We start from the raw sequence: 22,480 nt of genomic DNA on the forward strand, positions 1-22,480 counted from the left end.
CAATGCGCGGTACTCACCTACGGCTCGATGTGTCCGCGCTGATTATAGCGGGGGTCTCCACGGGGGAAGAAAGATGAAGTTTTAATGAAATCCTTTGAAAAGTAGAAAAGTTCAATAAAAGCAACTGATATAGTTTCTGGTGGCGAAGAAACTGTCTCTAGCTTTCCCCGGAAACCCTATACAAACACGAATGCAGCTGAAACGCTGATGGAACATAGCTTGCATCCTTGTTTCCCTCCGCTACTTCTCCTTCACGATATCTTTGCAAACGAAAACAAGCTGAGAAGCTAATATGGCCTCAGATAAGGTTGTTACCTCGATAGGAAATAACCTTTTACAAGAAAAACCCCCGACTTTGAGGGCCGGGGGAAAATTGTCTTATCAGGGTGCATCTACCATCTCTTTCTCCGATCGCTAAGCGTTGGCATCGGGATAAATTTCAAAAAAAGGCAATGGTAACGGCTTAGCTGTCAGACATCAGGTTGGGAGAGCGATCGCAGGTGGGCGGTCAGCCGTGGTAGCCCATAAAAACAACGGATAACAGACAAAAATTGAAACTTTAACGACTTAAATGAATCTAGTTATATAAGGGCGAAGGACTCGCTTTAGAGGCTGCTAAAGCCAACGATATTGAGGAGTTGAGCGGGAGTGAAGGGCAACTGTGACTCAGGAATTTCACGTATCCGTGACACCAGTCGGAGAAAATAAATATCTGGTGCGAACAGAACTGGTAGCGCCAGGAGTGCCATTGGCGGAAGATTTGGTGGTTTGGCCGATCGAAGATTGGTTAAGCCAAGCTGCACAGATGCGGGCTTTAAAGCCCGCAGAGGCACGGGAAGCAGACAGGTCGAAGGGCCCCCCGTTACCCTCCCAGTCCCCGGTAGCGCTGGGGCAGCAACTGTACAGGGGGCTGTTTCAAGGCACTCTGCTCAACAGCTGGTTGACGGCTCAAAAAAAGGCCCGATCGCGGGGAGAGTTATTGCGGCTGCGATTGGAACTCAAAGAGAATCGTTTGGCGCGTCTTCCTTGGGAGCTGCTTTATAGTGGCGATTTGGAAAATCTAGATACGGTTTCACCAGATTGCTTTATTGCCATCAGTACTGATGTAGCCTTCTCTCGTTGCGTTCGCAAATCGACGACTTTTCACGATCGCACTCAGTCAGAGTTAAAGGGACACCATCAAGGACAACTGAAAATTTTGAGGGAGATCTCCAGGGATGACGCCGATGGGGAAAATCAGGCAGATGCCCTAGTCAAGGCAGGTATTTCCAGCGTGCTGGCGATTTCTCAGTATATGCCCGATCGGGTGGCTTCTACCTTCACCGATCTGTTTTACGAAAACATCCGTCAAGGCGATCCTGTCGATGTGAGCTTGACTTCGGCGCGGCAGGAGTTAATTTTGATATACGGTTTCGATCGCTTTTACTGGGCTTTACCTATCCTCTATCTTCACCCGGAATTTGATGGATATTTGATGTCTGCACAACAAGCTGCGGAGTTCGATATTGAAGACCCGAAGGCATTGGAAGACGAAGATATGGATGATGAAGAAGATTTAGCCTTTATTTCCGGTCTTCTCGGTCAACCGTCCAAACCCAATCCTACCCAAGAGTCGCCAAAAAATACTTTAACGGATATAACCTTGAGGCTGACGGCTGAGTCAACAGACAACCAGTTGACATCTGTACCTATTACTCAACGTTTTGATTCTGTTGCGGATACGGATACCAAGCCACTTATTCCATCTGAAGAAATAGGAAAAACAACCAATCGCGATCGCCAAGAAAAAATAAGGGCGATCGAGTCACCTATAAAATTAGGAAATTTAGTCCAAATCTGGGATAAAGTAGGGGGACGCGATCGCTTCAAAGCCAATGTCTCGCCTCTACAAAACAAAACTTTGCTGGTTTTGCCTTTGACTTTTTTACTTTTGACTTCTTTGAGTTTGTGGTTTTTCCGAAATCGATCCTTTCAAGTAGGCTTGCGATCGGCCCATTTGTTACATGAGGCACCTTCAACACCCCAACCTCAAGCAAAAGCGCCATCCATCGCTCTTAAAGGGGCCCAACCTCAAGCAAAAGCGCCATCCATCGCTCTTAAAAAAGCCAGCACTTCAACCGTTACTGCGATCGCAATTAAACATTTCAAGCAAGGTGACTTAGCGGCTGCGGAACAAGCTGTCGAAGTACTCCTGGATAGGGGTGCGATCGAACAAGCAAAAGCTGCCTTAGCTGCCGTACCAAAGCAGCAAAAAGATAATCCAGCCATTAACTTTCTCTACGGACGATTGGCTTGGCAATCGGTTCGGGCTGGAGACAAAAGTTACAGTGTGGATGATGCGCGGCGTTATTGGGAGACTGCTGCGGGATCGTTAAAATCGCCGCTTTACTACAACGCTCTCGGCTTTGCTTACTACGCAAAAGGTAATTTAACTCGCGCTAACCAGGCTTGGTTTGAGGCGCTATACCTAACGCAAGAACAACAAGCTGCCAAAACGGAACTTGCTAACAGAGAAACGGCTGGAAATTTTGCACCAATACCAACCAACTCAGTCGCCAGTCGAGATGCCCTAACAGCATATGCGGGATTGGCATTAGTGCTGAAGCTAGAGGCCCTCGATCAACCAGCCGATAAGCGATCGCGTCTGATGAACGAGGCGCTCAAGCTGCGCCAAAAGGTGATTCGCGACGACTCACCTCATTTTCAGCCTAATACGCTCAAAGCAAATTGGCTGTGGACAGAACAGGCGATTAAAGACTGGCGATCGCTACTTCAACAAAAATCGTAATAGGGAATTGTAGATTTTAAATTGCAGATGGCAAATTTATTCAATTTGCCTTCTAAAATCTCAAATCTAAAATTTAATTAGGGTTTTCTCAACAGCGAAGATAGAGGCTGACGTTTTCGCAAATCCATACTTTCTGCCAATTTGGCCTTCTTCCCTCTTTCCCCGGCGCTGTTTGGCAATGGGGGTTGGCTCTCTCTAACAGGGGGTAAACCGCCGAGCGGCGAATCTGCCACAGCCAATCTTGAGCCAGCCGATCGCTGGGGCGTCTTGGCAGCAGGAACGGCTCGACGGGGTGAAGAAGCCTTCTTTTGCTGTTGCCGATCGACTGGGCGTTGGGAGGTAGAACGCTGTTTGAGTGGCTTACGAAGCTTGCGACGCCTACGAGAGCCTTTTAGCTGTTTTAAGATTACCCAAGAGCCTGTAGCACAACCTAATGCGATCGCACCAAACAACCACGCGGGAGGATTGTTCTGACTTCGATCCTCTAGCACTGTTTTCTGAGTAGCCACCGAAGCATCAGCTTCTGATGCTTCTCCTTTTTTTACACCACCGGGGTTAGTCAGACCGATCATGGCAACGCTACCTGCCAATAAAATTGTTGCCAACAGGGCACTCCATACCAGTAGGGGACGTTTCTGAATCAGTTGCAGCAAGGGATTAACGCGAGTCGGTGGCGTGGTTTTTTTCCCTTGCCGATCGAGTTTCGCTGTCCTGGGCCGCGATGATTCCTCTGCCACTCGTGCCGGTTTAGCACCACGCAGCCTTTGCGTTGCGGTTCTTAACGGGGGTGTTTGCTTCTGTGCAAGTTGGTTTTTTGCCATACCCACTCTTTAATACCTACACCTTATGCTCACAACGATTGTATGCGCTTGTGCAAAAGGTAGGCAACCATTTTAGGACTTATAACACGGGGCATAGACCATAGGTTAAATTTCGATCGTTTTTCCCTATATCTTGATTTCACCTAAAATGTCTAAATCCTGCGTTTTTTCAAGACTTATGCCGTTCTAACGCTGCTTGAATTAACTTATCCGTTAATTCGGGGAAAGAAATACCGCTATGCGCCCATAGTTGAGGATACATACTCGTGGACGTGAAACCTGGTAATGTATTAATTTCGTTAATCAAAACTTCGCCTGTCGCTTCAACGTAGAAGAAATCCACTCGTCCCAGTCCGGCAGCATCTACAGCGACAAAAGCTTCGATCGCCATCTCCTGAATCGCCGCAGCGACATTTGGCGGTATATTTGCTGGAATGAACCAATCTGCTTTGCCCTCAGTATATTTAGTTTCGTAGTCATAAAAATCACTATTATAAGTAATTTCTCCAACTACAGAAGCCTGCGGGTTATCGTTACCCAAAACGGCGCATTCCACTTCCCGCGCTTGAACTCCTGCTTCGACAATCAGACGCCGATCGTAACTAGCTGCATTATCTAGCGCTTTTTCCAGTTCAGTACGCGATCGCACCTTGGCAATACCCACCGACGAACCCAAATTAGCAGGCTTCACAAAACACGGATAACCTAACTTTGATTCAATTTCATCGCATAGTTTCGGGAAAACACAAGAGTTAGACCAAACCTGAGATCTGTTAATTGCCATATATTTTACCTGCGCCAATCCAGCGGAGGCAAAAGCTGTTTTCATAGCAATCTTGTCCATACCCACAGCCGAACCCAGCACCCCAGAACCGACAAAAGGAACTTGCATCAAACTCAGCAAACCCTGAACCGTACCATCTTCACCATTAGGCCCGTGTAAAATTGGGAACCAGACCTCCACCGACTCCGCCTCGGCGGGAAACTGCCAGATCGATTTTGGATTGGGGGATTCTCCCTCTCCCCCTTGAGGAACACCTGAATCCAGCACCAGTTGTGCTTTTTCCCCACCTTGCCAAAGCCCATCTTTTTGGATGTAAAAAGGCAGAACTTCGTATTTGTCAATATTCTGGTCTGTAGAGAGAGCTTTTGCGATCGCCCTTGCCGAACTGATCGAAACTTCATGTTCTCCCGATCGACCCCCAAACAGCAGCCCCACTCGCATCTTATTCACCATTGATACCTCTGACACTCCTCTTCGCAGCTAGCCTATCACACCCGGAAACACTCAGAGTCAATCCCTTCTGGTTTTAGCCTTGGAATTCAAGATTCGATTGTGTATTGAATAATATACCTAAAGATAGGTGACGCGGGTGGCTTGAGCAATTGCCAAAATTCTCTTTTCTTGGGCGATAGCATTTTCAAAACTTTCTAATTCCAATACTACTTTTTCAAACTCTTGCAAATTGGGTATTTCTTCACCTTTAGGATGGCTGGGAGTAAAAAAGGCATCCCGCCAATTGCTGTATGTAAAGGTTCGCTATCTTGTGCATCGCCGTAGAGGGTAGAAAGCCATACCCACAGTGGAATAAGCTGAGGCGCATTTAAATTTTTAAGTCAAGTTTGATGAAATTATTGTGGGGAGGGGGCAAGGCGTCCCGCGCGCCCAAAAAATACAATTTAGATGCCCAACAGCTAAGCACGCAGCAGGTTTTGCTTGAGGGAACCCCGCGCCAGCCATTGCAGCAGGGGGATGTGGGGACGCGATCGAAACAGGGAATCCGACATCATCGCTACAGGAGAAACTTAATTTTAGTTTAATTCTATTGGAAAAAGCCATTTCCAGTCGGGTAGTATGATGGGTTTATTCGTAAATGCAATTTCCACCATGACTACTTACAAAATCGAGCTAGAAGGCGATGTTTTAAAAATCGGCTTTGGAGAACCCGCACAGAACGATCGAATCGTTCGCGATGCAGCCGCCAGGTTAGATGAAATGACAGAGGCGGGAGAACTCAAAGGCGGTGCATTGCTAAAAATTAATGGCCCAGCTTCTTTACCTGTGGCTTGCGTTTTGACTCATAAAGTAGGGCATCTTTACGGTGCTATTGGAGTCTACGATCCTAAATTAGGAAAATATGTAATCGCCATTACTCATAATCCCGCTTACAAGTTAGGAGATTTGATTGATTGAACTGAAATAAAAATGGAAAATTGAACAATTTTTCATTTTGTAGTATTTTTGTATTAAAAAGCTATCGAACGATTTTTGATTCAGGTGTTGCAGAGAGGATTAAAGTAGTGAAAGTTGTGCTTTGTGGGCCTCCCCATTCTGGGAAGTCTTGCTTGAGAGAAGGATTAAAGCAAGCTATCCGACGAATTCCAAACGCGCCGTACCCTTATGTAATTACCGCTTGTCCCGATGGAGAAGGAGCGTGGTTTTCCGAAACAGCCAGCCGAAACGCTGAAGAAGCCAAACAATTGAAGGCGGATTATAAGGGGAAATTTACTTGGGAATTTGCCGAAGTTAGAGCGCAGTGGGTAAGAGATACAAACGAACAGTTAACATTAGTAGACGTAGGTGGAAAAATCGATGAGAAAAATCGATTAATTATGCAATATGCCACTCATGCGGTGATTTTAGCTGGAGAGATAGCACTAATTACAGAGTGGCTTAAGTTTTGTGATGAGTTGAATTTGAAAGTTATTGCAATTATCGAGAGCGATTATAAAGGGGTGTGCGATCGAATCGAATCAGAAACTCCCATCCTCAAAGGTAGCGTTCACCATTTAGAGCGAGGTGAGGATGTTTCGAGTCGTGCGATGGTGCAAGCGTTGGCGATGGTTTTGGTACGGTTGTGTAGGGAGTAGAGGGCGATCGCTTTTTGTGCAGCGAGAGTGAACCTTAAAACAATTAGAGCATTTTGCTTTTTTTCAAAAAATAACTTTATGGTCAATTTATGACAAACAATTCTCACAATATCACAACTGCGATCGCCTGGTGTCTCGCTTGGGGCGACAAGCAGGAACCCGATTTTGACTTAACCGTGTTGCAGCAAATGCGACAAGCTTTAATTGAGGGGAAAGAAGTACCGGAGGAAGTGCGATCGCTTGTCGAAGAAGTCAAACAACTTCTAGATATCCCTTTAGAGTATTGTCCCGAAAAGATTGCTCAAATCCAGACCGATTACCTTAAGCTATGGGAGCAGAAGACGCGAATTGGTTTAGTTTATGGCGGCGCAACTAAAATTAAGCAATATGTCTTTGAAGCTGCCAAACTGCCATATATCCGAGGAGCATCAGGATTGCTGGATCAAATTAATCTGATCGATCTGCCAGCTTTTTTCGGTAAAGTATACAAGCCCGAATTAACAAAATTTAGCATATACTGTGGAGAAGTCAGAAGGTGGCTAGATACCTATCTTAACCTGCCTCAAGACTCTCCTACACTTTCAGAAGCGTTAATTCCAGAATTAATTATCTATTCCACTGGCGGTAATATCCTAGCTTTCTGTCCTGCGGCTTTTGTCTACGATCTAGCCAACGCCATTGAAAAACGCTACACAGAAAGAACTTTAACAGCTAATTCTTGTGCAGTTGGAGATACCTTTAAACTACTAGAAATCCATTTTGGACTGTTAAAAAATCCAATTGAAGACACTTTTTGGCTAGAGCGGTATCTGCAAGTACACGAAAAACCACTCGTTCAGGCTTACTTTGGCGACATCCAAAAGAAGCCAAACGAACCTTGTATTTCTGACCCATCATCCCTTAAAGAAGCTTTTCAATCTCGTAAGAGTTTTAACGAACTTACAACTAAGTTGGCAATTGTTTTCAATCAACGTCGCAGTGGAAATAACTTTGACGATCGCCCCACTCGCCGCTATCCACCGATGTTTGAAACGCATCCATATTTAAGCAGAGATGAGGGAGAACGGAGGTCTACCGTTGCAGTTGTTCAGTCACCAAACTTACCTACTGAAACCGATTTTTCTGAAGTTTCTGCACGAAAAAGACGGGTAGGCGATCGGGCAAAAACAGGCTTGTCTAAAACACCTAAATGGTACGAAAATACTGGGCTAGAGTGGGAACTGGGAGTAATAGAAGGTTGGATTGATAGATTTAAGGATTTTCTGGATAAGAACTCTAACCAACATCAGAAATACTGTGGTAGTTATAATTTTGATGATGTTTATATTCCCCAATCTTTAACCCAGATTGGCAAAGTTAGTAATGGGTTTGTTGCCTACATTTACGCCGATGGCAATAACATGGGTGGCTTTATTCAAAATATTCGCACCCCACAGAAGTATAAAGAATTCAGTGAAGATGTTTCAAATGCAACCGAATATGCAGTTTATCAAGCCCTAGCAGACAATCTCCAGCCTCGCGAATTAAGAGGAATTACCGAGCCAGAATCAACGCTTCAAGATGGAGATACAATCCATCCTTTTGAAATTCTCAGTATTGGTGGAGATGATATTATATTGATAGTGCCAGCAGATAAGGCACTAGAAATTGCGAAGGCGATCGGCGAACAGTTTGAGAAAATATTACTCAAAGAAGTTTCGCTGGTAGGTGTAGAAATTAAGGGTAACTATCGGACTGAGGAGCAAAAGCCGATCGATCCCAGTAAATTCCATCGCTACTCTAGCCAAAGCCAAAAGGCCCCAGTTGCTCACTGTCAATTAAGTATGTCGATCGGCGTATTAATTACCGCTTACAACACTCCCATTTACTACGCCAAGAAACTTTTTGAACAGTTACTCAAGTCGGCTAAAAAACGTGCAAAGAAGCTGAAAAAAGCTGGCTATTGTGGCGGTACGGTAGACTTTTTGGTAATGAAAACCGTGACGATGATTTCGTCAAGTATTGAAGACTTTCGCCAAGAGGCATTAACGAAGCAAACGACACAAAAATTAAAGCTATACGCAGCGCCTTACACCTTTCACGAATTGGGAGGATTGATTAAAGCAGTTAAGGCTCTGAAAGAGGCAGAATTTCCGCGATCGCAACTCTACCAAATTCGCAGTTTACTAGGGCGAGGAAAACATACAGCTATACTCAATTACCGCTATTTCCGCGTCCGACTCAAGCAAGGAAAAGCAGAACTAAAAGAAAACTTTGAAAAAGCTTGGTGTCAAGCTAAAACTAACGAAGGAAACATAGCTCCTTGGATGTACGACGCCGATCCAAAGGAACCAGCTTATGAGACAATCTGGCGAGAACTGGTAGATTTATACGATTTTATCGATTCAAATGAGGATTCTAATACAAGCGATCGACAACTGACAACTCAGGAGACTGACTTATGATTTGGCTGCAAGAATTATCCAGAGTTGAAACACCATTAATTACAATTACGGCTGTAATTGATACCGCTTTATGTGTAGGGGCGGGTGGGTCGTCTGCGTCACTGGCGGATAAATCAATTGTTCGTAATGCTGAAAGAAATTTGCTGATTCCTGCTTCGCAACTTAAAGGGCGTTTGCGTCACGAATGCGAAAAAATAGCGAGAGGTTTGGGTTGGGCGATTTCTGAATCTCCCAGTGCTGAAAAAATGGTTATTCGGCGAGGAAACGCACCTGTTGGATTTCAACGCAGCGAATACGAAGTACCGGGGTATGGCGAAACCTATCACTGTTTAATTAGTCAGATATTTGGCGATCCGGTTTTACCGTCGCGGGTAATGTTTGACGATTTGATTTGCACTGAAGACCCGGAAAATTTGCCGGAAGTTCTGCGTCCGGGTGTGACGATTAATCGCCGTCGTCGCACAGCAGAGGAGAAGAAACTTTATTTCTTAGAAACTTCTCCGGTAAATGCAAAACTGCGGTTTACGGGTGAAATTCACATCCAACCAAGTTTCACACTCGATCGACCGGATTATGCAAAAGCAATAATTTGGGCTGGTTTGCACCACATTAACGCATTGGGAGGAAGTAAATCGGCTGGTTTGGGATGGCTAAATTGGGAATTACCAGAAATTAAGGTAGATGAAGATATTTGGCAGTTTTTAGCAAAAGGAGGGGTAAATTGAAGCGCATTGAATTAGAAATTAAGGCTTTGTCACCTCTAGCGATCGCACGACAAAAACCCGGCGGTTCGGTTAGTGAGGTTGAAAATTATATTCCTGGTTCTGTAATTCGGGGTGCGATCGCGGCTCAAATTCTAAAAGAGTCCGGTCATCAGTCAACTAATCTTGCAGAAAATGACGATGACTTTCAAGCTTTGTTTTTGGGTGATGAGCCAGCAATTTTCCAAAATGCTTACCCGGCTACCTTAGAAATTAAGGGAAAGTTAGTACCTATAGAGAGAATGGGAGAAATTATGGTTTTACCCGCCACTACCCTCAGTTCTAAAACAGATTCAGGCTTTACGACTCAGCAAGGACATGGGGTTTTCGATACACTGATCGATCGCTTGTGTGCTGAATCCTATGGTTATCCATACGATCCAAATTGTCCAGTTGATGGAGGAAGAGTTGACACCGTTGATTTTAGTTTCTATAGTAAGTTTAATGACAAGTATTACAAGCATTCAGTTAATAAACGCCTGTTGACGCGGGTGGGTATCAATCGAAGACGCGCTACGGCTGAGGAGCAAATTTTGTATAGTATAGAAGTTTTGAATGAATCTCAGCAACAAAAGGAGAAACCTGTAATCTATAAAAGTTCGATTTTAGTTGCAGATAATTTAGCAGATTCTCTGAGGGACTTTATTGATGTCCGTCGTCAAGACTTCCGCTTGGGTGGCTCGACTTCGCGAGGATTGGGAAAAGTTGAAATTGATGCAAAAATACCTGTTGATGCTAAATCAAACATCGAAGATAAAGTTACAAAATTTAATAAAGAAATACGAAAACGTTGGGATGAATGGGGGGATGTTTTTGGTAAAATAGAATTGCTAAATCAAACTTATTTCACTTTAGATTTACAGTCAGATGCCATTTTTACTGAGCAATGGCGGCGCACTACGGTAATTTCGGAATCAATGCTAAAATATTTTGCATGTGTTGAAGATTCATTCCTAAAACTCGAAGCTGCTTATAGTAGCTACGATTACCGTTCAGGTTGGAATAGTGCTTGGGGACTGATGAAAGATGTGGAATTGGTAACTAATAAAGGGGGAGTATATTTGTTTAGTACGACCCAACCTGATAAGTGGTTTGAGGCGTTAGGGAATTTGGAAGTAAGAGGAGTAGGCGATCGAACCTGCGAAGGATTCGGTCAAGTTCAAATTTGTAATGAATTTCATCTAGTATTTCGGGAGGAGCCTGCATGAGCTTAGGAATAGATCAAAAAATAGAGTTACAAGTGCAAAAAGCAATTCGTCAAATAGAAGACGATTTGGTAATATGGATTCAAGATGCTTTAGATAAATCGAAGTACGGCGATTTAGAAGAATCTCAATTCCGTAACTTAGTGCGCGTTTCCGATACTACTGACAGTGCAGAAGTTATTAAAAACTTTATCCGCTATCAAGTGGGTCGGGATAAAAAATGGGGGAGAGGTAAAGACTCTTTAGCCGATAGAATAGTTCAAGACATTGATGGTAATATCAAGAAAAATGCTCAGATAATTGCCGAATGTTCTCAAACTGATTTCAAACCGATTTGGCTAGAACTAATTCGCCGATACTTGGGCTATGGCGGTCGTCATCTCAAGTATTTAAAAGATGGTAGTAATTTCTGATTTTCTACAATTTAATTAACTCAAAATGTTGCCAACTTACTCATTAAGTACAGCCAGTGTGTAGGCAGAGGAATCAAAACCAGTCTGGGAATGGGACAAACAATAGTTAAACTAGATTAAGGATACTACACAATGAGTCAAACAAAAATCATTGCATTTTTAGGAAAATATCCAAAGGAAACTGTGTATAGTTATGGCGATCGCGCCTACAAAGGTCAAGTATTTGCTGAAGCACTACACCAGTTTTGTCAATATGATACTATGTTAGTGTGCGTCACGGAAGAAGCAAAAGCAACTGCTTGGCCTGTATTGGAAGCATTAAAAGATTCGCGCATCAAGCCAATTGATATCCCAACTGGTAGAACGACTGAGGAAATGTGGGAAACTTTTAAAATAATCACTCAGCACGTTGATGAAGGCGATCGCGTAATTTTTGATATTACTCATGGACTGCGATCTCTACCCTTTCTCGTTTTCTTATTTGCTGCATACCTCAAGGAGGCTAAAACCGTAACGATTGCAGCTATTTACTATGGTGCTTTTGAATTAGGCGACAGCAAAAATAATGCACCAGCACCCGTTATTGACCTATCTGAATTTGTGTCTATGATTGATTGGCTAACCGCAACTACTCGCTTTGTCAAAATTGGAGACGGACAACCGTTAGCTAATTTGCTCAAAAGTGCTATTCCCTCGAATGCAGAACTGCGAGACAATCCGGAAGCTAGGCCGTTAAGAGATCAACTGAAAAAAGCTGCGGAAACAATCGAACAAATTTCACTTGCTTTGAGCATCACTCGACCAATCGAAACGATGCAATCTGCCACTAAGCTTGAAGAGATTTTACAACAATCTGCACCTAGTTTTGCTCAACGAGCAAAACCATTTTCTTTATTGTCGCAAAAAGTTGTCAACGAGTACGGACAGTTCGCCTTAGCCACTCCAACCGAGCCAGCAGCCTTTGCTGAAAGTCTTAGGTTACAGTTAAAAATGATTAAATGGTATCTCGACCGAGATAAAGTAGTTCAGGCTACTACTTTGGCGCGTGAATGGCTAATTTCTGTCTTGGTGCTAAAATTTGGGTTGGGCGACCAGATGTTTAACAACAGAACGGGTCGCAAGTGTGTAGAGGATGCTCTCAACAATGCTACTGAAAAGCTCAGACTCAACCCTCGTCAAATAACTGCTGGCGAGTGCGATGAGCAATTTAATGCGTTGCCAGAAGCAGCTGAACTGGCTCAAGTTTGGAATCAAATGACTGAATTGCGTAATGATATTGCCCATGTGGGGATGAACCCCCAACCTAAAACTGCTGCCAACCTTAAAGAAAAAGCTGTAGGGCTTTATCCAAAATTGGAAAAAATTGTACAGGCGCTCTTGTTACAGCAAGATTCTACTGAATGATATTTATCCTGAACTTTGAGGAATCGTTGCAATCGCGCCTCGAAAGTTATCTCTATTTTATTTCAGCTGCGATTAACTCCTCATCTTTACTATCACTCATTTAGCAGATTATCATGATAACCTCAATTCAAGCTCCTCCCAAACTATCCCTGGCAGATTTTTTACAAATGCCAGAAACGGAACCCGCCAGCGAATACATTGACGGTCAAATTTACCAAAAACCTATGCCTAAAGGAAAACACAGCCGACTGCAAAGCCGTTTAGTTGCTGAAATTAATCGGGTGAGTGAACCTAATCGTTTAGCTTGTGCTTTTACAGAATTACGCTGTACTTTTGGCGGACGTTCAATTGTTCCAGATATAACAGTTTTCTCGTGGGAGCGCATCCCTGTTGATGCGAATGGAGAAATCGAAAATGAGTTTGAAATTTACCCAGATTGGACTATAGAAATACTGTCACCAGAACAAAGTTCAACTCGCGTCATTAACAAGATTTTATTCTGTTTGAATCAGGGAAGTGAGCTAGGCTGGTTTATTGACCCACAAGAGCGTATAATTATGACTTTTCAACCGGGAAAACAACCTGAAGTTAGAGAAGAGGGAGATATTTTGCCTGTTTTAAGTTCTCTAATAGATTTACAGTTATCAGCGCCAGAAGTATTTAGTTGGCTAAATCTTTGATTTAAGGGTGGTGAAGTATGTTTGATACGTTCAAAAATCGGTTGGAAATAACAGGTACTCTCACAACTGTAACAGCACTTCGGATTAGTGCGGGTCGTTCTAGTGAGCCGATCGGCTCTGATTTACCCGTGATTAAAGATGTTTTGGGACAGCCTTTGATACCGGGATCGAGTTTTAAAGGAGCGTTGCGATCGCGCCTCGAAAGCTTCCTACGCGGTATCTTAGGAAATAATCGAAAACTTGTTGGTAATCCTGCTGTCAATGATGAGTGGTCGCTTACATACCAAGAGTTGTCTCAATTTAAGAAAAATCCGCTCAAAAATATCAAACAGGAAGAAAAAGAAGATAGTTTAAATAGCTTCATACTCAGCAATACAGATTTAGTTTCTCACTTATTCGGTTCTCCTTGGATAGCTAGCAAATTTCAAGTGCGAGATTTAACTGTATTACCTGATGCTTGGTTTGGACAGTATCAAGAACGAGATGGTGTGGCGATCGATCGCGATACAGAAACAGCAGCAGATAGTAAACTTTATGATTACCAAGTTGTACCCGCAGGAACACCATTTGAATTTAAAGCAATTGTGGAAAATGCGAAAGACTGGGAATTGGGTTTATTAATGATAGGTTTGCACCAGTTTGAGACAGAGCAAATTCCACTGGGAGGAGGACGATCGCGCGGTTTAGGTGTTGTTAAATTAGAAATTGACAAAATGCGATGGGTGGATGTGGAAGACAACCCTAAATTTTTGTTAGAATATCTAGAAAAGTTAGTGAAGGAAGATGAAACTGCTTATGAAGATGCAACCGACTATAAAGATGAGTGGGTGCGACAATTAATCGATCGTCTTAAAAAATTAATAGACGAAAATTTAAAGGTAAGCAATGTGCCATCTGTTGAATCACAGTAATTTTTTGATGAGGTAGATATGTCTTTTAGTAGTTACAAGAGTATCGGGGAAGTTCTCAAAGCATTTCAGATTACTTACACCGAAGCAAACTTTCTTGTTGAAACTCCGTTTAATATCTCTGATTACTTCCGAGAAGATTTAGCATTAGTAATGCGTGAAGGAGTTGTCGATAACTCAGAGTTTGCTATTTGTGAAAATTTAGTCTTTCCAGTTTTGAAAGAAGTTTGGAAATGCTATTACAGCAATTTTGTTTTATGGAGTCATCAATCTCTCACTTACGACCAAAATCTTTCAGGTTTTCCTGAATATATTTTAGCAAAGCGCTCTCGTCTAGGAAAATTAGTATTTGAAAAGCCTTATTTTTTGTTGGTTGAGGCAAAGCAAGATAAATTTGACGAAGGTTGGGCGCAGTGTTTAGCCGAAATGGTAGCAGCACAGCGACTTAATGATGAACTACAACTTGTCATATTTGGTATCGTTTCCAATGGCGATCGCTGGCAATTTGGCAAGCTTGAAGCGAATATTTTCACCCGCAATAAAACTTTCTACACCATTCAGGAGCTAGATAAGCTATTTGCTGCTGTCAACTATGTTTTTCAACAGTGTGAAGTGCAGCTAAATCAGTTATTAGCTGCTTAATGCTCAACTATTTCTCAACCTACCCAACTATGCACAAGCGATTTGTCAACCACTGTACGATCGATCTAACCTTAATTCCCGACGGGCCAATTCTCATTAAATCAGGAAAAGAAGGTGCTAATCCTACTAAGCCAGATATGGAATTTGTCGAAACTTATCATGCTGGGGGACGCTCTATTTATTTACCTGGAAGCGGTTTAAAAGGAGCTATACGCGCTCATGCTGAAAGAATCGTGCGAACGGTAGGACGAGATAGTAATCCAAACGATCCTAAGATTGTTTGGGCTAACGATCCAATAAATGATAAGTATGATTATTTGAAAGATTTACCCGCTCCTAAGATTTACCAAAAATCATCTTTTACCGATCGCATATTCGGTAATACTTCGATCGCCAGTCGAGTCAGGATTGAGGATGCTTACCCAGTGGATAAATCTAAAGTCAAGATTGAAGAACGTAATGGAGTAGCTATTGACCGAGTATTCGGTTCTGTTGCAGTTGGCCCTTTCAACTATCAAGTTTGTACCGCTGGCGAATTCCGCACCAAAATTCATCTCAAAAACTTTTCTTTAGCTCAATTAGGTTTAATTGGTTTAGTTTTACGAGACTTAAATGAAGGTTGGTTCGGTATAGGTTTTGCCAAGTCTCGCGGTTTGGGAACAGTTACCGTCAAATATAACTCGGCTGTTGTCCAATATCCCGGTTGTGAGATAAAGAAAGAAACTCAGCAAATTTGCCAGATAGGTAAACAAATAGGATGGAAACGAAATTCACTGCTAGGTGCTGGTGAATTTCTCAGCAATGAAGAAGCTGAAGAATATGGTTTCCGAAAACCGGATTTGCAAACGACTCCAAAAGGTGCTGAATCAATGGATTTAGACTTTGGCGTACAATTAAGTTGGCAAGGAGAGGGAGATGCAGGCGTACCCAATCTCTTCTTGTCTGCGGTTCGCGCTTGGAGTGAAATTTTACGAGGTGCAGCAACATGAAAGGTTTTGTTTATGTTAAGCAAGTTTCATTATGGGATGAACTTAAGAAATTGTTGGAAAAACTGGCAAATGAGGAAAGCTATTATTTTGTACGATCGCCTCATGCAGTCAGCGGTATCCAGATGAAATTACCAGAGCAATTTTCTCCTTATTTTGAAGGTCAAATGTTTAATTCAGAAAGGGAACTTCGCTGGAAAAAACAGGGGAATGGCTATGAAATTCTACTCCTCAGTCTGGTTGAAATTGAGCCAGATTTAGGAGTTCAACCCATTTATAATGAGCCAATAGAAATTGAATGGGAAGTGTGCGATCGCCATGCTTACTTTTACGACATCGACGAAACTAAATTTCCCAAAGGTTTCATCTTTAAAGATATAAATAACCAAGATATCGACCCCAAAACAATTCCACTACGTCAGCGATACTTTCAAGATAAAAAAACAGCAACCGTTCATTTTGTCGCCCTTACAGTGAATAAAAATGACTAGAAATCTACCTCCAAAACCCAAAGGACTTACATCTCCACGCCGACCTGTTTCGAGTGACGACTCGGATGGAACGAGCGTTTCTAAACCTTATGAGTTGATTTCTTTTCCGAAGGAAGGACAAACTTTACAACATCCGGCTGGACATCATAAATATCACAGCGATCGCGTACATGGAACCCTATTTCTAAAATTAAAAGTTGGAACTTCTTTGCACGTTTCAACAGGGGTAGTTGTGATGGGAAGCGATATCGGTAGTCGCCTTCCTTTAATTAAAACAATGACGCAGGGAACTGACCAAAAACTTGCGATTCAGGGAAGTTCTCTCAAAGGCTGCATTCGGTCTGTTTATGAGGCAATTACTAACAGCAGATTAGGTGTAATTACTAATAAGCGGGAGTACAAAGATAAATATCCGTTAGATCGTTTACCGTGCGAGAAAAAAGATGAGCTTTGTCCAGCCAGTCAAGTATTTGGGGCTTTGAATTGGCAAGGGCTAATTGAATTCAGCGATGCTAAGTGTGAAAGTGCAGGTTTTGCAACCGGATTCATGCCCAATTTATGGAGTCCTCGTCTGGTACGACGCGCATATTTTGATGAACGAGGGAAAGTAGCGGGGCGCAAGTTTTATTATCACACAATTAGGGCGATCGATAAAGGTCAAAACGCGGGAGTAGCAGTTCAACAAGCAGCCAAAACTTACACTTTCACCACTCAGTTGCATTTCAAAAATCTCAAACCAGCAGAGTTAGGAACTCTGTTAATTGTATTAGGACAAGACCCAAAATATCCCATTGCTCTCAAAGTTGGTGGCGGTAAACCAATTGGTATGGGAACAATGACTGTAGAAGTGACAAAAATTATTGCCTTTACAGATAGTCAGGAACTTGTGAAAGAATTAAAATTGCCCGGATTGCGCGATCGCTACTCTTCCTATACTCCCCCAGAATCCGCCACCCTTACCGGAAATGATTTGCAACAATTGATGCAAAAGACTATTCAAGCTGCCCACTCTAGCTTAGTTCAGGCAACTCAGTTACAACAACTAGCTGAAGTTTTGCGCTATCCTACCGATCGCGAACCTCCAACAGGAATGTACTAAAGATATGACAGTTGAAATTATGACAGAATCTTTGACTGAAAAACAATGGCAAATTGTTCATGCGATCGCGATCGCTTTAGTTAAAGATAACACAGATGTGAATGAATTGGGGAAGGCGATCGCCTATCTCCGCGCTACTGTCAACAAACCCAATGCTGGAGCGAATTTTTTCAAATACTTGAAAACTTTAGTCAGCAACGGTAGGCAGATTGGGCACAGTGGTAAAACTCCCGATTATTACCGCAGTATTGATAAAGCTTGCAGTCAATATTTGCAAAGCGAACAAGCGAATGCCCAAAAGATGTTAGAAATTTTAGGTTGGTCAGCACGCTTGATGCGATACTACAAAGACGCGGGTCTAATTGAGGAAATTCCAACCCCAGTTGTGGAGTCAACTCGTAAAGCAGAAACTGCTGGGGTTATTAACACTTATAATTTTGCGATCGGTCAAATCCTGGAAGCAACGGTTACTACAAAAAAAGGTAATAAGGTAACATATCAAATTTTGGGAATAATCAAAATTACAGAAAAAGAACCGAAAAAGGCACAATTTATCTCTGAAGGACAAACAGTTAAGATTGAAATTGTCGATCTGAAGGAAGACGGTAGCATCAAAAAGGTTAAATGGGTTGAGTGAAACAATGCAATTTGTTGCGATCGGGCTTATCCCAAGTTTATAATGGAATATGACAACCCACAGTAGACTCTGTGGATCTGGTTTTGACAATTTCTAAGGAGTAGCATATGGATGCCAACAAACTTTTGTACTTAACCAGTTTGAGTCTTCACGACTCAGCTACGGCAACTGAAACAACTTTTCAACCAGCAAACAGAACGACGTATTTAAGTAAAAGCGAGGAAGTAATGACAAAATACTCTGGTGACAAGCAACCGGATGAAAGTTTACGCAAATCAGTCTTTAATGACCAGTTCCAAGAAGACCTTAAGTATTGGAAAAAAACAGACCCCAATATGTTAAAGCGTATCCGCAAGCTAATTGAGGGTATTGTGGATGACCCATATAAGGGGATTGGAAAGCCAGAGCCTCTTAAATATATGGGTGCTGATGTGTGGTCGCGTCGCATAAACGAAGAGCATCGTATCGTCTATTTAGTTAGCGCCGACCAGATTGATTTTTTACAGGCTCGATACCATTACGAAAAATAATTGGAAACTTTGGAAAAATGTCAACTCAGATAATGTACGAACAGGCTCAAGCTAAATTAAACGAACTCTGCAATCAAGTTGTGAAAAATCGAGACGTAGTTATTATCGACAGGGAGGGTGGCGAGAATGTTGCACTAATTGCTGCTGACGAGTTAAGTAGTATGCAAGAAACCATCTACCTACTTAGCTCACCTTCTAATGCAGTTCGTTTATATGCCGCTATGGAGCAAGCGAAAACTCGCACTGTTAAACCTCAAACTATTGATGAACTGTTTGAGGAATTACAGCTAGATGAATAAATTTAGTTGGATGAAGGTTTGATATGAAGACAAAGCCTTTTAGTGAATTGCGAAAGCAGATGACACCGGAGCGAAGAGCGCGAAACGAAATTCGTGCTAAATAAAATCGCTTTACTCCATCTTAATCTTGCTGAACTACTGCAAGAGTCATTGGAAGTTACAAATGACGATTTTGGGAAAGACATCGGCGTTATTAAGTCTGCTTTATCCGAGTTGGAGAACCCAGAGGATATTTCAGTCTCAAATCTCTCCCGGTACATCAAAGCTCTGGGTGGAAATTTAAAAATAGTAGCTGATTTTCCTGACAAGGAAATCGTTATTTCTCAATTTGAATGACCGCTACTCAGTAATACCCAGAGGAGACGAGAAAGGAATAGTAAAAAATACTCGAAAATAAGAAGCTATTAGAGAGTATTCTCCAAAGCTAATCCCGTTCTCTCCTTAATCTACTAATGGCTTGACTTTTTGAAAAAGTCAAGCTATATTTTAGAAGACTAGAGAGTTTAAGTATTCCGAAAATACTTTAAATAAGTTTTACAACTTACCCCGCAAGGGGATGGAAACACGCCTCTAGTATGGTGATTGAACAGTTGTTTCAGTTTCACCAATTCCCCGCAAGGGGACTCTAGTTTAATATCGCGATCGCCCCTACGCTCCCATCAAGGGCGATCGCTCTCAATCTATGCTAAAATTAGCAAAAATAGATAAATTTATTTAAGAGGTTATTATGCCTTTCAGTGCTTATAAAACCGTTGATGCTGTTGTCAAAGAATTTCAAATTACCTACACTCAATCTAACTTTATCCTAGAAAAAGAGTTTAATATCCCCGACTATTTTCGCGAAGATTTGGAAATAGTGATGCAAGACGGTGCAGCCGACTGTTCTGAATTTGCAATTTGTGAAAATCTGATTTATCCAGTTTTGAAAGAAGTTTGGAAGCAGTATCGCCAAAATTTTATCTTGTGGAGTCACAAGTCTTTAACATTCGACGAGAAGCTTTCAGGATTTCCTGAGTATGTACTGGCGAAAAAATCCCCATTAGGAAATGTTGTTTTTGATAAACCTTACTTTATCCTCATAGAAGCAAAACAGGATAATTTTGAGGCGGGATGGGCGCAGTGTATGGCGGAGATGCTTGCTGCACAAAAGCTGAACGAAAAACCAGAACAAGAAGTGTTTGGAATTGCTTCTAATGGAGGAGTTTGGCAATTTGGCAAACTTAAAGCCAATGTTTTTACTCGCAATCAAATTTTCTACACAATTCAGGAATTAGATAAACTTTTTGCTGCTGTCAATTATGTGTTTCAGCAGTGCGAATTACTACTGAATGCTGAGGTTGTGTAGTTAGAATTGAGTTTATTCCCATATCGACGCCTGTTTCCACACCTCACTGGATTTCTCCCAGAAGCAGCTCTAGGTTAAGCCCAGGCAGTATGATAATGAAGACGGTGTAAAGAAATGTAAACAGCTATGCAGGACAAAGTGGTTGTTGTCGTTGGCGCAACTGGTGGTATTGGTTCAGCCTTGACGCGCAAACTAGCACCTAGAGGCACGCGCTTGGTGTTGGCAGCAAGAGATAGCAGCCGATTAGCGACGCTGGTATCCCAGCTTGGGGTAACTGGGCCAGAGCAAGTTTTGACGGTGCCTTGCGACATCACGAAGCCGCAGGAAGTACAAGCCCTAATGGACAAGACAGTTGCCCAATTCGGCCAAATTGATGCCCTAGTTAATGCCGCTGGTGCTGGTATCCTCAAACAGTACAACAAACTGGAACCAGCAGACTTGGATGCCATGCTCGACCTGAATTTAAAAGGCAGCTTTTATACTTGTCAAGCGGCGGCAGAAGTGATGAAGGAGCGCAAATCAGGTCATATCTGCAATGTGGTGGGAATTTTGGGCAAGCACTCAATGGCGATGGCGGCGGCTTATTCTGCCTCTAAGTTCGGTGTGGTCGGTTTTAGCAAGTGCATGGCGGAGGAACTGAAACGGTTTGGGGTTAAGTTCACGCTGTTTTACTTTGGTGGTATCGATTCTCCGTTTTGGGACAATGTGAGCTTGAAGGTTGACAGGTCAAAAATGCTTAGTACTGAAACTGCTGCTGATGCTATTTTGTTTGCTCTTAGATCTGAGCCGCAAGCTGTACCGATGGAAATTAATATTCAGCCAGAAAGTCACTTATTTTTCTAATCGTTAGTTATAACCTCTCTCCAGAGAGATTGAAATCAGGAGAGTATGCTGGCAAATTCCATAAGCGCGATCGCGTTTCCGTAACCTACAGGTGCTAGTCAGCTCCTATCGCGACTGGTTGTAACAGCCGTGAAAATCAGGAAAGCAACGCCTAGACCGATCGCTACTTCCTCATCGCACAATTATATGCAGATTGACCACGTTCACTTCTATGTAGAAAACGCTCAGAAATGGCGTGACTGGTTTGTTCTTCAGCTCGGCTTTCAACGCGCAGGAGGTGATGCCAGCAACCACACTAGCACGGAAGTGGTCAAAAGTGGCCCCGTATACTTTGTTCTCTCCTCACCGCTGACATCTGCCAGTCCTGTTGCCGAGTTTTTGCGCCGACATCCTCCAGGTGTCGCGGATGTCGCTTTTCTTGTTGAGGATGTGGAAGCAGTCATAGCCCGGTGCATCAGTCAGGGCGTTAAAGTCCTCCAACCCATCCAGCCACAAAAACAGGGTAAGCAATGTCTGAAGCAGGCCAAAATTGCCGCCTGGGGCTCTCTAAGTCACACTTTGATCGAGCGAATCGGGCATGAGAGAGGGGGAGAGTGGGAGAGTGGGTATTTCAAAACTCAAAACTCAACACTCTTCGAGTCGGAAGTCCCATTCACTGGTATCGATCATGTGGTGCTGAATGTGAATGCTGGTGAGATGGAGCGTGCGGCTACCTGGTATGAAAAAGTACTGGGATTTCGACGCCAGCAGACATTTGATATCCAGACTGAGCGATCGGGCCTCTACAGTCAAGTGATGGTTCATCCGAGCAGCTCGGTACAATTTCCCATAAATGAGCCTGCATCTACCAATTCTCAAATTCAGGAGTTTCTGGATATCAATCGAGGGCCAGGAATTCAGCATATCGCCTTGCAAACGCCCAATCTCGTCCAAGCGATCGCCCAACTCAGAGCCTCTGGTGTACCATTCATCCAGGTTCCTCCTACTTACTACACCCAATTGCAGCAACGACAACTATTGCCTCTATTGCCAGCAGAATTGCAGGAGATTGCCAAACAGGAAATTCTGGTTGATTGGGAAGTATTTTCTGACCAATTGACTCAAGAAGCCCTACCCCTACTGCTTCAGATTTTCACCCAGCCAATTTTTGCCCTGCCCACTTTCTTTTTTGAGCTTATTGAGCGCCGAGTTTGCTATAACAACGGTCAACGACGGCAGGCTCAAGGCTTTGGGGAAGGCAACTTTCGCGCTTTGTTTGAAGCGATCGAACTAGAGCAGATGAAGCGAGGCAGTTTAGAGAGTAGGGGCTAGGG

23 protein-coding genes are annotated in these 22,480 nt (G+C 42.9%); 21 read left to right on the top strand and 2 right to left on the bottom strand.

Annotation, left to right across the window (positions count from 1 at the left end):
• Positions 1 to 661: 661 nt before the first annotated feature.
• Positions 662 to 2,788, top strand: coding sequence for a tetratricopeptide repeat protein (locus LAY41_RS19140; protein ID WP_249101564.1), 2,127 nt, complete (start codon positions 662 to 664; stop codon positions 2,786 to 2,788).
• 77 nt (positions 2,789 to 2,865) lie between these two features.
• Here the strand turns inward: LAY41_RS19140 and LAY41_RS19145 are convergent, their stop codons facing one another.
• The gene (locus LAY41_RS19145) at positions 2,866 to 3,609 is read right to left on the bottom strand and encodes a hypothetical protein (RefSeq protein WP_249101568.1); all 744 of its coding nucleotides are present in this window, start codon (positions 3,607 to 3,609) and stop codon (positions 2,866 to 2,868) included.
• 169 nt (positions 3,610 to 3,778) lie between these two features.
• Positions 3,779 to 4,843, bottom strand: coding sequence for a D-alanine--D-alanine ligase family protein (locus LAY41_RS19150; protein WP_249101861.1), 1,065 nt, complete (start codon positions 4,841 to 4,843; stop codon positions 3,779 to 3,781).
• Positions 4,844 to 5,497: 654 nt separating this feature from the next.
• On the opposite strand from LAY41_RS19150, the gene LAY41_RS19155 reads away from it, so the two are divergent.
• From LAY41_RS19155 to hppD, 20 genes are all read left to right on the top strand, one after another.
• Entirely contained in the window at positions 5,498 to 5,803 is a 306-nt protein-coding gene (locus LAY41_RS19155; protein WP_249101570.1) for a CRISPR-associated protein Csx3, read from the top strand.
• 107 nt (positions 5,804 to 5,910) lie between these two features.
• Complete coding sequence (locus LAY41_RS19160; protein ID WP_249101572.1) at positions 5,911 to 6,480, top strand: hypothetical protein; 570 nt, start codon at positions 5,911 to 5,913, stop codon at positions 6,478 to 6,480.
• Positions 6,481 to 6,569: 89 nt separating this feature from the next.
• Positions 6,570 to 8,924, top strand: coding sequence for a type III-B CRISPR-associated protein Cas10/Cmr2 (gene cas10, locus LAY41_RS19165; protein WP_249101576.1), 2,355 nt, complete (start codon positions 6,570 to 6,572; stop codon positions 8,922 to 8,924).
• Entirely contained in the window at positions 8,921 to 9,649 is a 729-nt protein-coding gene (locus LAY41_RS19170; RefSeq protein WP_249101579.1) for an RAMP superfamily CRISPR-associated protein, read from the top strand. The genes cas10 and LAY41_RS19170 overlap by 4 nt, the downstream gene beginning before the upstream one ends.
• A complete protein-coding gene (csx10, locus tag LAY41_RS19175) occupies positions 9,646 to 10,893 on the top strand; it encodes a type III-D CRISPR-associated RAMP protein Csx10 (RefSeq protein WP_249101581.1) in 1,248 nt (415 codons plus the stop codon). The genes LAY41_RS19170 and csx10 overlap by 4 nt, the downstream gene beginning before the upstream one ends.
• Positions 10,890 to 11,303 (top strand): hypothetical protein, encoded by a 414-nt coding sequence (locus LAY41_RS19180; RefSeq protein ID WP_249101584.1) that lies wholly within the window; start codon positions 10,890 to 10,892, stop codon positions 11,301 to 11,303. Before csx10 ends, LAY41_RS19180 begins: the two co-directional genes overlap by 4 nt.
• Positions 11,304 to 11,435: 132 nt before the next feature.
• The gene (csx2, locus tag LAY41_RS19185) at positions 11,436 to 12,707 is read left to right on the top strand and encodes a TIGR02221 family CRISPR-associated protein (RefSeq protein WP_249101586.1); all 1,272 of its coding nucleotides are present in this window, start codon (positions 11,436 to 11,438) and stop codon (positions 12,705 to 12,707) included.
• Between the two features lie 113 nt (positions 12,708 to 12,820).
• Positions 12,821 to 13,387, top strand: coding sequence for a Uma2 family endonuclease (locus tag LAY41_RS19190; protein ID WP_249101588.1), 567 nt, complete (start codon positions 12,821 to 12,823; stop codon positions 13,385 to 13,387).
• A 17-nt stretch (positions 13,388 to 13,404) separates the two neighbouring features.
• Positions 13,405 to 14,298, top strand: a complete 894-nt coding sequence (csx7, locus tag LAY41_RS19195) for a type III CRISPR-associated RAMP protein Csx7 (RefSeq protein ID WP_249101591.1) — start codon at positions 13,405 to 13,407, stop codon at positions 14,296 to 14,298.
• 18 nt (positions 14,299 to 14,316) lie between these two features.
• Positions 14,317 to 14,937 (top strand): hypothetical protein, encoded by a 621-nt coding sequence (locus LAY41_RS19200; RefSeq protein WP_249101594.1) that lies wholly within the window; start codon positions 14,317 to 14,319, stop codon positions 14,935 to 14,937.
• A gap of 29 nt (positions 14,938 to 14,966) precedes the next feature.
• Positions 14,967 to 15,926 carry an RAMP superfamily CRISPR-associated protein gene (locus LAY41_RS19205; RefSeq protein WP_249101597.1) on the top strand — a complete coding sequence of 320 codons (960 nt, stop codon included), beginning with the start codon at positions 14,967 to 14,969 and terminating at the stop codon, positions 15,924 to 15,926.
• Complete coding sequence (locus LAY41_RS19210) at positions 15,923 to 16,414, top strand: hypothetical protein (protein WP_249101599.1); 492 nt, start codon at positions 15,923 to 15,925, stop codon at positions 16,412 to 16,414. Before LAY41_RS19205 ends, LAY41_RS19210 begins: the two co-directional genes overlap by 4 nt.
• Complete coding sequence (locus LAY41_RS19215) at positions 16,407 to 17,513, top strand: RAMP superfamily CRISPR-associated protein (RefSeq protein ID WP_249101602.1); 1,107 nt, start codon at positions 16,407 to 16,409, stop codon at positions 17,511 to 17,513. Before LAY41_RS19210 ends, LAY41_RS19215 begins: the two co-directional genes overlap by 8 nt.
• Before the next feature lie 4 nt (positions 17,514 to 17,517).
• On the top strand, positions 17,518 to 18,150 hold the full coding sequence (locus LAY41_RS19220; RefSeq protein ID WP_249101605.1) for a hypothetical protein: 633 nt from the start codon (positions 17,518 to 17,520) through the stop codon (positions 18,148 to 18,150).
• A 107-nt stretch (positions 18,151 to 18,257) separates the two neighbouring features.
• Complete coding sequence (locus LAY41_RS19225; RefSeq protein ID WP_249101609.1) at positions 18,258 to 18,680, top strand: Txe/YoeB family addiction module toxin; 423 nt, start codon at positions 18,258 to 18,260, stop codon at positions 18,678 to 18,680.
• 17 nt (positions 18,681 to 18,697) lie between these two features.
• Positions 18,698 to 18,979, top strand: a complete 282-nt coding sequence (locus LAY41_RS19230) for a type II toxin-antitoxin system Phd/YefM family antitoxin (RefSeq protein ID WP_249101612.1) — start codon at positions 18,698 to 18,700, stop codon at positions 18,977 to 18,979.
• Positions 18,980 to 19,072: 93 nt separating this feature from the next.
• Positions 19,073 to 19,315, top strand: coding sequence for a transcriptional regulator (locus tag LAY41_RS19235; protein ID WP_249101615.1), 243 nt, complete (start codon positions 19,073 to 19,075; stop codon positions 19,313 to 19,315).
• 391 nt (positions 19,316 to 19,706) lie between these two features.
• Entirely contained in the window at positions 19,707 to 20,324 is a 618-nt protein-coding gene (locus LAY41_RS19240) for a hypothetical protein (RefSeq protein ID WP_249101618.1), read from the top strand.
• A gap of 126 nt (positions 20,325 to 20,450) precedes the next feature.
• Entirely contained in the window at positions 20,451 to 21,167 is a 717-nt protein-coding gene (locus LAY41_RS19245; protein ID WP_249101620.1) for an SDR family oxidoreductase, read from the top strand.
• Positions 21,168 to 21,296: 129 nt separating this feature from the next.
• Entirely contained in the window at positions 21,297 to 22,478 is a 1,182-nt protein-coding gene (hppD, locus tag LAY41_RS19250; protein WP_338023024.1) for a 4-hydroxyphenylpyruvate dioxygenase, read from the top strand.
• Positions 22,479 to 22,480: the final 2 nt, after the last annotated feature.

This window comes from Argonema galeatum A003/A1, assembly GCF_023333595.1.
In the GTDB taxonomy this organism is placed as follows: Bacteria; Cyanobacteriota; Cyanobacteriia; order Cyanobacteriales; family Aerosakkonemataceae; genus Argonema; species Argonema galeatum.